The 17,304-nt window shown below is 38.0% G+C and carries 14 protein-coding genes; 8 read left to right on the forward strand and 6 right to left on the reverse strand.

The window, feature by feature from the left end:
• Positions 1-43: 43 nt before the first annotated feature.
• Positions 44-1,123 (reverse strand): 3-phosphoserine/phosphohydroxythreonine transaminase, encoded by a 1,080-nt coding sequence (serC, locus tag AC1PJP_RS06385; protein ID WP_005307603.1) that lies wholly within the window; start codon positions 1,121-1,123, stop codon positions 44-46.
• 385 nt (positions 1,124-1,508) lie between these two features.
• Between serC and AC1PJP_RS06390 the strand changes: the two genes are divergently transcribed.
• The 8 genes from AC1PJP_RS06390 to AC1PJP_RS06425 all read left to right on the forward strand — a co-directional run bounded on the left by AC1PJP_RS06390 (position 1,509) and on the right by AC1PJP_RS06425 (position 10,419).
• Positions 1,509-2,996: a TolC family protein gene (locus AC1PJP_RS06390; protein WP_199986598.1), complete on the forward strand. Its 1,488-nt coding sequence runs from the start codon at positions 1,509-1,511 to the stop codon at positions 2,994-2,996.
• A gap of 12 nt (positions 2,997-3,008) precedes the next feature.
• On the forward strand, positions 3,009-4,130 hold the full coding sequence (locus tag AC1PJP_RS06395) for an HlyD family secretion protein (RefSeq protein ID WP_199942891.1): 1,122 nt from the start codon (positions 3,009-3,011) through the stop codon (positions 4,128-4,130).
• Positions 4,131-4,133: 3 nt separating this feature from the next.
• Positions 4,134-5,264 (forward strand): ABC transporter permease, encoded by a 1,131-nt coding sequence (locus tag AC1PJP_RS06400; RefSeq protein ID WP_479766685.1) that lies wholly within the window; start codon positions 4,134-4,136, stop codon positions 5,262-5,264.
• Positions 5,261-6,352 (forward strand): A1S_2622 family ABC transporter permease subunit, encoded by a 1,092-nt coding sequence (locus tag AC1PJP_RS06405; protein WP_479766686.1) that lies wholly within the window; start codon positions 5,261-5,263, stop codon positions 6,350-6,352. Before AC1PJP_RS06400 ends, AC1PJP_RS06405 begins: the two co-directional genes overlap by 4 nt.
• A gap of 259 nt (positions 6,353-6,611) precedes the next feature.
• The gene (locus tag AC1PJP_RS06410) at positions 6,612-7,406 is read left to right on the forward strand and encodes a ChbG/HpnK family deacetylase (protein WP_440202666.1); all 795 of its coding nucleotides are present in this window, start codon (positions 6,612-6,614) and stop codon (positions 7,404-7,406) included.
• Entirely contained in the window at positions 7,403-8,383 is a 981-nt protein-coding gene (locus AC1PJP_RS06415) for a glycosyltransferase family 2 protein (protein ID WP_005307620.1), read from the forward strand. The genes AC1PJP_RS06410 and AC1PJP_RS06415 overlap by 4 nt, the downstream gene beginning before the upstream one ends.
• Entirely contained in the window at positions 8,383-8,763 is a 381-nt protein-coding gene (locus AC1PJP_RS06420) for a GtrA family protein (protein WP_479766687.1), read from the forward strand. The genes AC1PJP_RS06415 and AC1PJP_RS06420 overlap by 1 nt, the downstream gene beginning before the upstream one ends.
• Positions 8,764-8,772: 9 nt before the next feature.
• The gene (locus AC1PJP_RS06425) at positions 8,773-10,419 is read left to right on the forward strand and encodes an ArnT family glycosyltransferase (RefSeq protein ID WP_479766688.1); all 1,647 of its coding nucleotides are present in this window, start codon (positions 8,773-8,775) and stop codon (positions 10,417-10,419) included.
• A 46-nt stretch (positions 10,420-10,465) separates the two neighbouring features.
• Here the strand turns inward: AC1PJP_RS06425 and gyrA are convergent, their stop codons facing one another.
• The 5 genes from gyrA to AC1PJP_RS06450 form a co-directional block, all read right to left on the reverse strand.
• Entirely contained in the window at positions 10,466-13,180 is a 2,715-nt protein-coding gene (gyrA, locus tag AC1PJP_RS06430; RefSeq protein ID WP_479766689.1) for a DNA gyrase subunit A, read from the reverse strand.
• A 405-nt stretch (positions 13,181-13,585) separates the two neighbouring features.
• Entirely contained in the window at positions 13,586-14,545 is a 960-nt protein-coding gene (locus tag AC1PJP_RS06435; RefSeq protein WP_479766690.1) for an MBL fold metallo-hydrolase, read from the reverse strand.
• A gap of 90 nt (positions 14,546-14,635) precedes the next feature.
• Complete coding sequence (locus AC1PJP_RS06440) at positions 14,636-15,478, reverse strand: helix-turn-helix domain-containing protein (protein ID WP_479766691.1); 843 nt, start codon at positions 15,476-15,478, stop codon at positions 14,636-14,638.
• 77 nt (positions 15,479-15,555) lie between these two features.
• Complete coding sequence (locus tag AC1PJP_RS06445) at positions 15,556-16,488, reverse strand: electron transfer flavoprotein subunit alpha/FixB family protein (protein WP_004790587.1); 933 nt, start codon at positions 16,486-16,488, stop codon at positions 15,556-15,558.
• A 17-nt stretch (positions 16,489-16,505) separates the two neighbouring features.
• Positions 16,506-17,255, reverse strand: coding sequence for an electron transfer flavoprotein subunit beta/FixA family protein (locus tag AC1PJP_RS06450; RefSeq protein ID WP_004790585.1), 750 nt, complete (start codon positions 17,253-17,255; stop codon positions 16,506-16,508).
• Between the last annotated feature and the right edge of the window lie 49 nt (positions 17,256-17,304).

Raw genomic sequence — 17,304 nt, forward strand, 5'->3', positions numbered from 1 at the left:
AAAAATAAAGCCCTCATTTGAGGGCTTTATTTATTTGATTTGCTTAACCATTACGTTTTGCAAAATCATCCATAAAGCTAATTAAAGCCTGTACACCTTCTAATGGTACAGCATTATAAATACTTGCACGCATACCACCTACAGAACGGTGTCCAGCTAAATTTAACAAATGATTTGCTTCTGCTTCTTTTAAGAATTGCTTGTCTAAAGCTTCATCTGCCAAGGTAAACGGTACATTCATAATTGAACGGTTCGGAATTGCAATCGGGTTATTGTAGAAATCACTTGAGTCGATATAACCATATAACAACTGAGCTTTTTCCAGGTTAACTTTATGGATAGCATCTACCCCACCCTGCTCTAGCAACCATTCAAATACCAAACCAGACAAGTACCAAGCGTAAGTCGATGGTGTATTTACCATAGAACCATTTTTCGCTTGATCACCATATTTTAAAATGCTTGGAATTTCTGGTTTAGCTTGATCAAGTAAGTCATCACGAATAATGACAATTGTTAAACCAGCAGGACCAATATTTTTTTGTGCGCCAGCATAGATTAAACCAAACTTGGTCACATCTAATGGAGCAGATAAAATACTTGATGAATAGTCACAAACGAGTGGAGCTTTTACGTCAGGAATTCCTGCGAACTGTAAGCCACCAATCGTTTCATTATCCGCATAATGTACATAGGCTGCATCGTCAGATAAATTCCATTCGCTTTGTTCAGAAATTGCGAACTTGCCATCTACTTTAATACCAGCATTTACAACATTAATGTCGCCATAACGTTTTGCTTCTTTTAACGCTTTTTCAGACCAGATGCCTGTGTCAATATAATCAGCTTTACTGTTCTTACCTAAAAGGTTTAAAGGAATCGCAGAAAATTGTAATGACGCACCGCCTTGTAAAAACAGTACTTTATAGTTTTCTGGAATATTCATTAACTTGCGTAAATCTGCTTCAGCTTTTTCAGCCACAGCAACATAGTCAGCACTACGGTGACTCATTTCCATGATGGATAGACCTTTACCTTGCCAATCCAACAATTCTTGTTGAGCTTTTTCTAAAACGGCAGTAGGTAATGCAGCAGGACCAGCACAGAAATTGTACGCGCGCATGATTTTTCCCTTGTATAAAGTCAAACACAATAAAAATGGCATTTAACCACAGATTGCTTAAGCTTGCAGCAGCTTCTCAAGTAAATATTTCAATGCTGGACTGTATTTAAGTTTATTTTTTCAATTACTAGTGCCGTTATTTACTTACTTTTAATTACTGCCTTCCAAGTTTAAAAAGATTTTTAAGCAAAAAGATCAACTTGACTTGTGATTACAATTTCACATACCTTGATAGATATTAGAAAAAATATTGGCTTAGTAAATTCAATAATTAAAGGAGCTAAAATCAAAATGTTTTTATACAAATGTATAATAAACAATATGATAATTGAATTTAATAACAAGAAATTTAAACTATAAGGGATGCCAGAAATTGTTATTTAAAATGCCAGCACATCGATATAGACAGTCTATTTTTCCCTTTTCATTTAAACCTAAACATATTGCTTTGGCTTTAGGCTTTTTTTTCACTAATCATTTATATGCCCAAAGCTTAAGTTATGCAGAAGCAGAACAACAAGCTTTGAAAAGTTCATATAGTACTCAAGCCAACCAAGCATTACAGCAAGCATCTCAATTAGAAGCTGAAGCAGTAAAGGGCCTCGGATTGCCTCGAGTTGATTTAAATGTGAGAGCCTATGCTTTTCATAGTGAAACAGATGTACCTCTTGGCTCTTTTAAACAAAAACTTGAGAATGATTTAAGCCAAGGGCTGAATGACAAACTTTCACAGTGGAACAATGTCATTCCATCGGATGTGCTGGGACAAGTTCAAGAAGGCGCCAATCAAACCATACATGACGGTATAAACCGATTTCCAGATTATGCGAATCTGACCATTGAAGATCAGGTAGTACGCCCTTCTATTTCGGTCGTTATGCCACTCTATACAGGCGGCTTAACTAGCAGTGCAAAAAAACTAGCAAATATTCAAGCACAGCGTTCGGAGCTTTCAAGCCAGCAACAACAAGATATACAGCGGTTTGAAGTGGTACAAAGTTACTTTAATGTTCAATTACAGCAGCAACTGGTAGCAAGTAGTTTATTTAACTTTAATGCGATGCAGAAACATTACAGCAATGCCCTAAAACTCGAACAACAGGGATTTATTAGTAAAGGGCAACGCATGCAATTTGAAGTCGCGCGTAATAATGCAGAACGTACTTTACAAAATACTCAAGCCAACTTAAATGCCAGTCGCTTTAGTCTTAATAATCTTTTACATCAACAAAACAATATAGATTTAAGTACGCCACTATTTGTAAATAACACCCCAAGCCAGTCTCTAGAATCACTTTTAAGCAGTTATTCACAAAAATCTAGCCTTGTACAAAAAATGCAGATGGATACTCAACTGGCTAATGTAAATATTCAAGCTCAGGAAGCTGCAAAAAAACCAAGTCTTTTTGCTTTTGGTGAATATGCTCTCGATAAAAATGAAAACTGGATTGTCGGTGTAATGGCAAAATACAACCTATTTTCAGGTGTAGATAAAAATAAGAATATTCACGCTGCCGAATTGAAGCGCTATGCCTCTGAACTCATGACTGAACGAACTAAACAAGAGATTGAAGCTCTTTTGAATAAATCATATAACGAACTTAATTCTGCTCAACAAAGTCATCAGCTCTTACAAAGAAACGTAAATGCCGCTCAAGAAAACCTACGTATCCAAGAGCTTTCTTTCCGTGAAGGAATGGGTACAGCAACCCAAGTAATTGATGCACAAAATGCATTAAGCGCGTTAAAAACTGAAATGGCTTTAAATGCTTATAAATATGTCATGTCACTCGCGACTTTACTACAAAGTCACGGTTCAATTGATGAGTTTAAAGCATACGTTAATCAACCACATACCGACTATATTCGTTAAGGGGAGTATAAAATGAATCAAGACTCAGCTCATTCAGAACAAGATGCTCCTGTTGCGGATACGGCAGAAAACAACCCAGTTCAAAAAGATGATCAAGCAAGTGATCATCAAGAATCAAGCACAAATAAAAGTGACTCCAAACCACCTAAAAATTCAAAAATTAAACTGATTATTGGTGTAATTATTATTGCCCTATTGGGTTTAATTATTTTTGGTTTGTGGAAAAGTTATCAGCCAAAGCCTATTGAACTACAAGGCCGTGTTGAAGCCGAAACAATTCATGTAAGCACAAAAGTTCCGAGTCGTATTGAAGAAATTTATATACAAGAAGGCCAGAAAATTTCTAAAGGCCAGCCACTTGTTCGTTTGGTTAGCCCGGAAATAGAAGCTAAAAAGCAACAAGCTTTGGCTACCTTACAATCTGCTTTAGCATTTCAATCTACGGTAGATCGTGGTTCTCAACAAGAGAATATCGATACTCTTTATGCCAACTGGCAAAGCACAAAAGCACAAGCAAACCTTGCAAAAACCACTTACCAACGTGGTGAAAATTTATATAGACAAGGTGTCATTTCGCGTCAAAGACGAGATGAAATGCTTGCAGCACAAACTTCTGCTCAAGAATTAAGTGAAGCTTCTTATCAACAATATGCTCGTGCAAAACGTGGCAGTACGAGCCAACAAAAATCTACAGCAGATGCACAGGTTGAAATTGCAAAAGCAGCTGTAGGTGAAGCAAAAGCACTAGAGGAAGAAACACGTTTACTCTCTCCTATTTCAGGTACAGTTTCAAAAACTTATGGCAAACCTTCTGAGTTAGTCGCTATGGGTGTACCTGTTGTCAGCATTTTAGAAGATGATGATTTATGGGTAAGCTTAAACGTGGGTGAAAATCAATATGCCTCTGTTTATAAAAATAAAACCCTTGAAGGATTCATTCCAGCACTTAATCAGAATGTGAATTTTAAAATTAAAAATATAGATGCTGAAGGTGAATTTGCCACCATAAAAACGACTCGCCAAACTGGAGGCTATGATATTCGCAGCTTTAAACTGCATCTTGTGCCTGAGCGTCCAGTGCAAGATTTAAAAGTTGGGATGAGTGTTCTATTTAAAATTAAAGAAGAAAAATAAAGCATGTTTGCAAGTATATTACGTGAACTAAACTATCTAAAAAGCAACAAATGGGATTTGTGTATGGTGACACTCATCCCCGCTTTTATCATTTTTATGTTTAGCAGCATGTTTTACGCAGGTAAAGCTGAATACTTACCAATTGCAATTATTGATCAGGACCAAAGTGAACTCAGCCGTAATATTGAAAAGTATCTTTCTTTAAATCATACAGTAGAGATTAAAACAGTTACGGCAAGCTCCACAGAAGCGGAACAACTACTCAATGAAACCAAAATATGGGGCTATGTTTTCATTCCAGACGGCGCTGAAAAACGCTTTGTGAAAGCGCAAGATGCTCAAATCAGCATTGCATTTAACCAGTCTTTTTTTAGTGTCGGGAATACAATTTCTTCAGCAATGTTGATCAGTACCCTCAATGCTTTAGCAGACTATGCAGGCCAGAGTTATTTAGCAAATAATATCCCCTATTTAGATGTTCCTACTGCTCATGTCAAAATATCAACGCTTTATAACCCAAGCATGAGCTATGAGTTTTATTTAGAACCCTTCATGGTTCCTGCTGTATTGCATCTATTGCTATGCTGCTGTGTTGCCTTTGCCATTGGACAAGAACTGAAACGTGGCACATTAACCACATGGGTAAACCGAGAAAGTTTTATTCAAGGCTTATTGGCTAAAAATTTGCTCTATAGCCTTATTTTTTGTTTCTGGACATGGTTATGGATGTTTTGGCTGGTTGAAATCCGTGGCTGGTTTGTAGCGGGTTCTCTTAGTTTATTGCTATGCGCACAATTCCTACTTTATTTTGCCTATGCTTTGATTAGCAGCACAGTTATTTTAGCAACCAAAAATTTAAGCAAAACTTTTGGCTTTATCGCTGTTTATGGTGGGTCATCTTTAAGTTTTGCAGGCGTTACTCTGCCTTTAAATAATGCACCGATTTTCACTAAGTTTTGGTCACTCATTATTCCCTATACCCCTTATGCCAAGCTGCAAACTGAACAATGGGTAATTGGAAGTCCAGTTTTCATTTCAATGATTCCTTTTTTAATACTTATGGGTTATTGCCTTATTTATTTCTTCTTAAGTTGTCTGCTTCTTAAAAAACTAATTCAGGGAGCAGCACAATGAAAGAGTTTTTAAATGCATATTTGCAAACTTTTAAAGATATTGTAGGGAATAGTTCAGTTTTCACGACTCTGATTTTATCAGTCATTCTTTATAGTTTTTTTTACCCGACCGCCTATAAAGCTGAGCGGGCAGAATCAATTCCTATTGTCATTGTTGATGAAGAACAAAGTCTCTTAACTTCTCAATTAATCGGTCAAAGTGCAATTAGCCCACATGTTCATATTGTTACTGTTACAAGCAATTTCTTACAAGCAGAACAAATGGTTCGCGAGCAAAAAGCAGATGGTATTTTGCTTTTGCCAAGTAACTTAACACAGAGCCTACGCCGCGGAGAAACAGGCGGAATTGGCTTATATTTAAGTACAACCAACTTTTTAAAAACTAAAGAAATTGGTTTAGGCTTAGCTACATCCATCGAAGCGACCTTAAAAGAATATGTCGAAAAATTTGGAGAGCGCACTCATTTCCAACCCGCGCTTTCTATTCATCAGGTTCCTTTATTTAACCCCCTTTCAGGCTATGGAAGTTATATTTTTCCGGCTGTTGCATCTTTAATTATCCATCAAACCATTGTGTTAGGTTTAGCGATGCTGATTGCAAGCTACCGTGAACAACACCAAAAAATTACAGCTGTTCGCTTCGCTGGAATTTTCGCAAGTATATTTACCATTGGTTGTTTAAGTAGTTTTTATCTTTTTGGTTTTACCTTATGGTTCAACGACTATCCACACGGTGGAAACTTCACAGGTTTACTCGTTGCTGTTCCTATTTTTATTAGTTGTGTGATTGGATTAGGCATGTTGATTGGCTCACTTTTAGATATGCCAGAACGTGCTGGACATATTATTGTGTTTAGCTCTGTACCCTTATTCTTATTAACTGGTGCTGCATGGCCACATCAAGCAATGCCTGAATGGTTACAATGGTTTGCGTGGTGTTTACCATCAACACATGGGGTACAAATGTTTGTGCAACTTAACCAGATGGGTGTTCCTTTAGCCACAGTTGTACCAAAACTGATATTTCTTGCGACAATCGGTCTTATTTTTTTAATCTGGGCATATTCACGTTTAAAAGCATCCAAGTGAAGAGTTTTCTGAACTTGGAGCATAAATTATATTTTTATTTACTATAAAATCTGATAGTTAAAAGTCATTCCTTAAAAACTATTGACCATAAAAATATAAAAAAACCAATAAATTCAAATTATTAATTGGTAACAATTGTCATAAAACCTTAAAAAAACTTTAAGTTGAAATTAAGAAAATTTCTCCATAGTAAAACTGTTTAGTTTTTCAGCAGCCTAAAAGGGTAACTCTGCTACCCTGCTCTATGACGGAATTTGATATGGCAAAGGTATGTTATTGCGCAGATGACTTTGCAATGAATGCAGAGATATCTCATGCAATTATTCAGTTAATTGAAAGAGGAGCACTTCAAGCGACCTCATGTATGACCCAATCTGAACTCTGGGAAACAGCTGCTGCCAAACTCAAACCTTTCTCGAATCAAATTGATATTGGTCTACACTTAAATTTCACTCATGCATTTACTTCAGGTAATACAGTCTTCTCATTACCTGCACTTATGTTTCGTGCATGGTCATCAAATCTTAACCGTGAATTAATTACCCAGTGTATTGAAGAACAATGGGATGCATTTGTTTCAGTCATGGGAAAGCAGCCCGATTTTATTGATGGACACCAACATGTTCATCAATTTCCGTTCATACGGGATATTTTGCTACAGCTTTTAAAAGAGAAAAATTTCACTGGTTGGATACGTAATTTACAACATCCAATTTATCTACCCCATTATCGTTTTAAAACTCATATGCTTTCTGCACTTGGCTCAAATGCCTTAGCAAAGGCATGCCAAACCTACCAGTTTAGCCAAAATGAATATTTCGCTGGTATCTATGACTTTAAACAAACTGATTATGCCGAACTGAATCAATATTGGCTTGCTCAAGCAAAAGATCACTTACTGATTATGTGCCATCCCTCACTTTCTACACCAAGTGAGCAAGACCCAATCCAGCATGCACGTATCCAAGAATACCAATATTTTTCTTCTGATCAGTTCCCTCTTGATTGCCAGAAAAATGGCATCCAACTTACCAGACTAGGGGCAATGCAATGAGCACAAAACCTTTTTTATCCTGCGTTGTTCCCGCTTATAACGAAGCAGAGAATTTAAAGACATTTATTCCAGCTTTAGCAAACAGCTTAAAGCAACAAAATCTTAGCTATGAAATTATTGTGGTCGATGATGGCAGTAAGGACGATACTATTCCGATCTTGCAAACGATGATCGAAGATTATCCTTTAGTGGTGCTGGAATTATCACGAAATTTTGGTAAGGAAGCTGCTTTGAGCGCAGGTTTAGACCATGTAAATGGTGAAGTTGCGTTATTGATTGATGCTGACTTTCAACATCCTTTTGAAGCAATTCCGACCATGATTAACCTTTGGAAAAATGGTTATGACATGGTTTATGGCATTCGTAATCGTACCACTGAATCATGGCTAAAACGGACTTTAACCCAAGGTTACTATCGTATTTTAAACTTAAGCTCTCCTATTGATATTCCTGAAAATGCTGGTGATTTCAGACTTCTTGACGCAAAAGTTGTTGAAGCGATTAAACAACTACCAGAAAAAAATCGCTACATGAAAGGCCTTTATGCATGGGTCGGTTTTAAAAGTATCGGAATCAATTTCTCCGAGCAAGATCGTCAACATGGTCGTTCTAGTTTTAACGTAAAGTCATTATTCAATCTGGCAATGTCTGGTTTAACTGGGTTTTCAGATTTACCTTTACGAATTTGTATTTATCTAGGCGCCCTATTGGCTTTAGGAGCTATGAGTTACGGTGTCTGGATCATTATCAAAACCTTAATTGAAGGAATTTCTGTACCTGGTTGGGCAACTCTTGCGGCAGGCATGACGCTATTAGGTGGCATACAATTGTTATTCATTGGAATTTTAGGTGAATACATTGGCCGAATTTATGCAGAAGTTAAAAATCGACCAAAATATATTGTTTCAACCGAACATTCTCGTATTAAGCAAGAACACCCAATTACTCACTCCGAAAATACGTTCTCTAGTTTCTAATGTTTGCACATATTTTTCAGCTCGCGCGGTTTACCACGACTGGGGCCGCGGCGGCACTTACACACTACAGTATTGTCATGCTCTTGTTTAAACGAAACATTGCATTGCAGTATGCCAATTTAGTGGCCTTTCTACTTGCCTATTGGGTGAGCTATTTTGGGCATCGTATTTTTACTTTTAAAGCCCAGCATATTTCTCATCGACACACACTACCCAAATTTACGTTAGTCGCTGGATTAGGTTTTTTATTTAATGAGAGTTTTCTCTTGCTTTCTAATCTGTATTTCAGCGCCTCTGTTTCAACATTGGTTTGTGTAGCTATTGTCCTGACTTCAATTGTGACTTTCTTGCTTAACCGTTTTTTTGCATTTCAACATTAAGGATTATGTATGCAGCAATGGCTTCGTAGTTCCAAATTCTTATTAATATTTTTACCGATTTGGTTGTTTGTTTTGTCTTGGATAAGACCCCTCTCTGTGCCAGATGAAGGACGCTACGGAGATATTAGTCGATCTATGTTTGAGTCGGGAGATTGGTTGATTCCCCGTATCAATAGCTTGCCATTTATGCATAAGCCCCCTCTATTACACTGGTTAAGTTCTATATTTATGGAACTTTTCGGTATGCATATTTGGGTCTTGAGATTAGTTCCAGTGTTAGCAGCTACACTCATGCTAGTCAGCCTATTTTTATTCGTTAGAAAGCATATTTCAGAACGTGTAGCCCAACTTACTGCCATTATTTTAGGCACCAATTTACTGTTTTTTGGTAGTAGTGAATATATTAACCATGATCTACTGCTTGCTTCATGGATTACAGTCAGTGTTTTATGTTTTGTTGATTTCACAATTTCAGCGCGTAAATCTATTTTATTTTTAGGATATTTTGCAGGTGCGGCTGCGTTCTTAAGTAAAGGCCTGATTGGTGTATTAATTCCCGGCATGATTCTCTTACCATGGTTGCTTTACAGTAAACAATGGAAAAAAATCCCTTCATTGCTTAACCCTTTGGGGATTCTGTTATTTATATTATTGGTTAGTCCATGGCTCTATGCAGTCCAACTTAAATATCCTCAATTTTTGCATTATTTCTTTATCGACCAACAATTTAGTCGATTTAGCTCAAAAGAGTTTAATAATAAGCAACCATGGTGTTTCTATCTTGTTATTTTGATGTTCAGCTTTTTACCATGGATTCTGTCGAGTAGATTTGGATCTATTAAAGCCGTATTTCAAAATTACAAGAAGTCCGCTTTACTGGCCCTGCTTATATGGTGGTTTATTTCTGTTACGGTTTTCTTCTCTATTCCGCCTTCTAAGCTAGCTGGCTATATTTTACCAGCTGTGCCTCCACTCGCTGTTTTCTTGGCTCTTGTTATCAACCAAGTACTTGAAAGTGAATATAAAACCAAATTACAGGTTTGGGGTTTACCTATATTTATTATGCTTGTCGGAATAGGTATTGCTGCTACACCGCATTTCATGCGTGCACATCAACCCTTTTTCCAAAACCAAGCGGTATTTATTTATATCATTGGCTTACTATTAGTTGTGCTTCCCCTGGCTCTAGTCTGGTTATATAAAACGCAGAAATTAAACTATTTAAACTATATTTTTATCAGTTTAATTGTTCTATGTAGTTCAGTCCCCTTCGCCGTTCGTATTTTAGATACCAAAAATAATGTGGGACAAACGAGTTTTTCTGAATATATGACACCATCAACAAAAATAGTTTTCTACAATTACTATTTCTATGATGTGCCTTTCCTTTTACAGCTAAAACAGCCTGTATATATTGTAAATCAATGGGATACAGTACATTCAGATAGTGCTTCTTTAGAAATTAAAGATGGTTTATTGTTTGAACCACAACGCAAAAAATACTTATGGAGTGAGCAACAGCTTCAAGATGCTTTAACGCAAAAGCAAGATTTGATTGTCGTAAGTCAACCTCATAATTTTGCAACTAAAGCTCCATCTGTTAAAACACTCCATTATCGAAATTATGATGTGTTTATTTTTAATAACTCCAAATAAACCATAAAAAAGGAAGCTTACGCTTCCTTTTTTATTTAATTAAGACTTACTCTTCTGACATATCGTCATTCGTAGAAACTGCATCTTCACCATCTACATCTGAAGTATCAACTTCTCCTTCGAGAAACTCTTCTTCATCTTCGACAGCTTCAATAGACACAACACCCACTAAAGTTTCTTCTTCGCTTAGACGAATCAGACGAACACCTTGTGCATTACGACCAGTCATTGCAACTTCAGCAGCACGAGTACGAACTAATGTACCGCCATCAGAAATAAGCAATAGTTCTTTGCTTTCATCAATAGATACTGCACCTACAAGCTCACCATTACGTTCACTTGTCTTAATCGCAATAACACCCTTACCACCACGTTTTTTGGTTGGGAAGTCATTTACAGGAGTACGTTTACCATAACCATTGGCACTCGCACACAGTACTTCGCCCGTTTCAGGAACAACAACAAGCGATACGATGCGACTTACTACATTTAAATCTGCTGAATCTTCATTGTCATCAGATTCATCATTTTCAACTTCAGCATCTTCTTCACTTAAAGTGCTGCTTGCAAAGCTAACACGCATACCACGGACGCCTTTAGCAGTACGGCCCATTGAACGCACGTCGGTTTCTGCAAAACGAATTGCCTTACCTTCATTCGAGAACAACATGATTTGCTGATTACCATCAGTAATCGCAACACCAATCAAGGTATCTTCTTCATTCAGTTCAATTGCACGTAAGCCATTTGAACGAATGTTAGCAAACTGCTCCAAATCAACACGTTTAACCGTACCTGAAGCTGTCGCCATAAATACATAATGGTTCTCTGGGAATTCAGTTAACGGCAAGATAGCTGTAACTGTTTCATTCGCATCTAAAGGTAACAAGTTTACAATCGGACGGCCTTTAGCACCACGTGATGCTTGAGGTACTTCAAATACGCGAAGACGATACACTTTACCTACGTTAGTAAAGCAGAGTACAGTCGCATGGTTTGAAGCCACAATGAGATGTTGAATAAAGTCATCATCTTTCATTGAGGTTGCAGACTTACCACGTCCACCACGGCGCTGAGCCTGATAGTCTGAAAGTGGTTGAGTTTTTGCATAACCTGTTTGTGAAACCGTTAATACAACTTGTTCTTCAGGAATTAAATCTTCACGGCTAAAATCAATACGTGATTCAATAATTTCTGTACGACGACCATCACCATACTGTTGTAGTACTTGCGCTAATTCTTCACGAATTACAGCCATCAATAAATTGAAATCATTAAGAATTGCCGTAAGTTCAGCAATTTGACCTAAAATTTCAGTATATTCTGCATGTAATTTGTCTTGCTCAAGACCCGTTAAACGATGTAAACGCAATTCTAAAATTGCACCCACTTGCGTTGGTGATAAACGGTAAATTGATTCAGTTAGACCAAATGGACGATCTGGGTTTTCACCTTCGATTTCATCTGGGCGAACAGAAATAGCGCCAGCTTTTTCAAGTAAAGAAATAACGCCACCACCAGCCCACTCACCTGCTAGTAAACGCTCGCGCGCTTCAGCTGGGTTAGCAGAAGTTTTGATGGTTTCAATAATTTCATCAATATTGGCTAAAGCAACAGTTAAACCTTCTAAGATATGGCCACGTTCACGTGCTTTACGCAATTCGAACATGGTACGGCGTGTCACTACTTCTTGGCGGTGACGAATAAATGCCGCAATAATATCTTTCAGATTCATCAATTTTGGTTGTCCGTTATCAAGACAAACCATGTTGATGCTGAATGAGTTTTCAAGCTGCGTATTTAAGAATAAGTTATTTACAACGACTTCTGCGTTTTCACCACGTTTCAAGTCAATCGCAATACGCATACCGTCTTTGTCAGACTCATCACGAAGCTCTGAAATACCTTCAAGTTTTTTCTCTTTAACTAACTCAGCAATACGCTCAATAACTCTTGCCTTGTTGACTTGATATGGAATTTCAGTAAAGACGATAGTTGTACGGCCTGTCTTTTCATCTTCTTCGAAATGGTACTTACCACGAATATGTAGTCGGCCTTTACCTGTACGGTAAGCATCAACAATGCCTGATTTACCGTAAATAATACCGCCAGTAGGAAAATCAGGACCAGTAATATATTCCATCAATCCTTCAATCGAGATATTCGGATTGTCAGCATAGGCTAAGCATGCATTCACAACTTCTGTCATGTTATGCGGTGCCATGTTGGTTGCCATACCTACGGCAATACCAGCAGCGCCATTAATTAACAAGTTAGGAACACGTGTTGGAAGCACCTGAGGAATACGCTCAGATCCGTCGTAGTTATCTTCCCAGTCAACTGTGTCTTTTTCTAGATCTGCAAGAAGCTCGTGCGCTAACTTAGTCATACGGACTTCGGTATAACGCATTGCAGCCGCACTATCACCATCGATTGAACCGAAGTTACCCTGACCATCTACCAATAAATAACGTAAGCTAAAATCCTGAGCCATACGTACAATAGTTTCATAAACAGCTGAGTCACCATGAGGGTGATATTTACCGATTACGTCCCCAACAACACGTGCAGATTTCTTGTAGGCTTTGTTATAGTCATTGCCCAATTCGTGCATGGCAAATAGCACACGACGGTGAACAGGTTTCAGACCGTCTCTCACATCCGGCAATGCACGAGATACGATTACACTCATTGCGTAATCTAAATATGAATGCTTGAGTTCATCCTCAATGGCAATCGGTCGGATTTCCGATACGCTCATGCATACTCCTTCTTACAGATAGAAATTTCCATCTGCTAATATGTCTTGATCTTGCAAAAAATTTAGTTCTGAAAACTGAACTAAAATCGAAAAAAATATAGCTGTATAGTATAGCACAAACTGCTCGTTAACTGGGAGTTTAGCAATCTGAAAATAGCATTTTTTTACAATAAAAATTTCATTAGAATTAATAAGTTAAAATTAGAGAATTCTAGTTTTAAATGTATTTCTTAAAACTCAACAGTTCGACCAAAATATAGACAACACAAAAGTGCTCTCTTTAGAGCACTTTTCATCTAATCTTAAAAACAAAACCTAGTTTATTAGCCAAAATAAATAATATTTAGCTTGAACATACTTGCCTTGTTGTAAACCTATTATTCTTTTAATAATAGGTTTGAAATATCATTTTGTAGGCCGATATTGAGCAGGAATCCACTGATATCCTTTTGAGCCTTTACCAATGTGTCCAATGCCAGGAAAAGCAACATGCGCAGCTCCCACCCACCATTGGTTTTTATAAGCTTGTTCAAAGATATTCTTACGAACAGCTATAGCCTGATTCGAGTGAGTATCGGGTTTGTAGCTTGCTTCAGGATAAGGAAATTGGACTGCACCGTAATGCACAACATCACCAAGACCTAAAAACTTTTGACCGTTTTGTCCATCTATTAAATATGAAGAATGACCTTCAGTATGACCATGAGTAACGATGAGTTGAACATTCGGTACGTTAAAAGAGGTTTTGGTAAAAGCGACGAGTTGCCCTGCCTTTTGATATGGCTGCAATGCATCTCTCGTCATTTTAAATATTGGCTTAAAAAAATCGGTAGCTTTTGCTTCATTCGCTGGTGATGTCCAAAAATCTACATCCTCTTTAGCCAGATAAACTTTCGCATTCGGATAAGCCATTTTGCCATCGAGTGTAATACCGCATAAATGATCAGGATGGGCATGTGTAATCAAGATGGTATCTATTTGTTCAGGCTGTACGCCTGCGTTCTTTAAATTTTCACGTACATGACCCAAGGTTGGACCAAAACATTTTGCAGTGCCAGCATCAATTAAAATATTTTGTGTGGGTGTTTGAACAAGATAGGCAGAGAAATCTGTGACAATCTGATTATGCTCATCTACAGGGACAAAGTTTTCTGCAAACAATCGATTGGCTTTTTCAGCAGAAATACCCAATAAATCACTTCGAGGTAATCCCAACTCGCCATCAAACAATGCTGTTACCTTAAGGTTTCCTACTGGTTGTAAAAAGTAACCATCAACTTGATGTACACTTGGCTTTTGTTCTGCATATATAACTGTACTGGCACTCAGTAGCAATAATATCGTAAGTGATTTTAATGATTTCATCATAGAGTCCTTCGTATTTTCATACTTTAACTCTATTGGTTTTTATCTATTTAAATCGCTCAATAAGCGATAAGAAACGCTCAAATTGACTTATTCGGCAGCTAGCACAGCAGGATCTATACCATAACGCTCTACAAAGCGATCACGAAAAATAGCAACAGACTGGTACCCAGATTTTGCTGTAATAGTTTTCATAGGTAACTTTTTCGAATACAACAGCTCAAGTGCAAAAGTAAGCCGTGCATGCGTAATCGTTTCTCTTAAGGTTGTGTCTTCATGGCTAAGCTTGCGGCGAAGTGTGGCACTGCTCAAACCTAGTCGCATTTCAAACTCACTAGACTGCCAATGGTGCTGTGGATTCTCTATGACCCAATCATGAATGATTTTCGTCAATTTAGGTGGTGGTACAATTAGCACATCAGAACAATGCTGTTGGCATAACTGTACAAGTATAGCAGTAATACATAAACGTGCTTTCACCACATCATGATTAAATAAAGCCGCTTGCCACTCAGCTAAAGATGTAGCGAAATCATCAATTGAAAACTTTAATATTGCTTCAGTTCTGTCTACAACTGGCTTAGCCCAAATCATTTGTGCAGCTTGAATGACTTCTTCACACATAGGCACAAGAATAGTGAGATATTCACCCGTTATAGGGTCAGGCAGATTAATTGCATCGATAACCGTATCGGGTTTTATAATGTATAGATCACCGGCACTAAAATTGATTTGTTTTGTTTGAAGATTTAATTGTTGTTGCCCATATAAAATAAATCCCATGTGCAACTGACTAACTTTAATATTGGACAGTCCATGCTGATTTTTCGAACGAATACATAAATAATCTCGTGCCATATCTGCCCGTGCCAATCTCACAAGTGATTGATGCAATTGGTGGGCCTCTATGGAAGCGGAATAATTAATATTCATAATGATGATCTAAATAAAAAACGCCCTTGGCTATTTATAGCACAAGGGCGTTTTTCGAATAAGTGACAAGCTGTAAATTACAACTTGCTTACTAACTCTGGTACTACAGTGTTCAAATCACCAACTAACCAGTAGTCAGCAACACTGTTGATTGGCGCTTCTTCGTCTTTGTTGATTGCAACAATAACTTTAGAATCTTTCATACCAGCTAAATGCTGGATCGCACCAGAAATACCTACAGCAACGTAAAGGTCAGGCGCAACGATTTTACCAGTTTGACCCACTTGGAAGTCGTTAGGTACGAAGCCCGCATCAACTGCCGCACGTGAAGCACCTTGTGCTGCACCAAGCTTGTCAGCTAATGGATCAAGTACTTTATGGTAGTTTTCACCAGAACCTACACCACGACCACCAGAAACTACGATACGAGCCGCAGTTAATTCTGGACGATCAAGCTTAACGATTTCTTCAGATACAAAATGAGAAATACCTGCATCTTTCGCTTCACTTACCGCTTCAACCGCAGCAGAACCACCTTCAGCAGCTACTGGATCAAATGCTGTACCACGAACTGTACCCACAATGATTGCTTCGTCAGATTGAACAGTCGCAATCGCGTTACCTGCATAAATCGGACGCTTGAATGTGTTCGCAGACTCAACAGAAATAATGTCTGTGATCATGCTTACATCAAGAAGAGCAGCAACACGTGGAAGAATGTTCTTACCAGTCGTTGTAGAAGCAGCTAATACGTATTTGTAACCTTTAGCTAAATCAGCAACTAAAGCAGCTACGTTTTCAGCTAACTGGTTTGCATAAGCAGCATTGTCAGCAAGTAAAACCTTGCTTACACCAGCAACTTTAGCAGCAGCATCAGCAACTGCCTGAGCACCAGAACCAGCAACTAATACAGTAATATCACCACCGATTTTTTGTGCTGCAGCAACAACGTTTAAAGTAGCACCGTTAAGTACTTGGTTGTTGTGATCAGCGATAACTAAAATACTCATGATTTTATCCTTCCGTATTAGATCACTTTCGCTTCATTTTTCAATTTTTCAACAAGCTCATCTACAGATTTCACTTGTACGCCAGCTTTACGTTCTGCTGGAGCTTCAACTTTAACAGTTTTAAGCTTAGTACCAGCTGTAACGCCATAATCAGCAGGAGATTTAGTATCAAGTGGCTTCTTACGAGCTTTCATGATGTTAGGCAATGCTGCATAACGTGGCTCATTCAAACGCAAGTCAGTTGTAATGATTGCTGGAAGTGCCAGTTCAACAGTTTGTAAACCACCGTCAACTTCACGAGTTACTTGTACTTTGCCGCCATCAACTTTCACTTCAGAAGCGAATGTACCTTGGCCCGCACCTAATAATGCGCCAAGCATTTGACCAACTTGGTTAGAGTCATCATCAATTGCTTGTTTACCAAGAAGGATAAGTTCTGGTTTTTCAGCTTCAACAACACCTTTTAAAATTTTAGCAACTTCTAAAGCGCCAATTTCATCAGTGGTTTCAACTAAAATACCGCGGTCTGCACCCAAAGCCATTGCAGAACGAATTTGTTCTTGAGCTTCTTTAGGACCCACAGAAACAACAACGATTTCTGTTACTGTTCCTTTTTCTTTTAAGCGAACCGCTTCTTCCACTGCGATTTCACAAAATGGGTTAATTGACATTTTAACGTTAGTTAGGTCAACCCCACTATTGTCCGGCTTAACACGAACTTTGACGTTGGCATCAACCACGCGTTTTACAGCAACAAGAGCCTTCATGTAATCCTCGGCTGTTCTAGCAAAAGTAAATGTTGAGAAAAGTATATTA

This window comes from Acinetobacter sp. V116_7 (assembly GCF_056735735.1).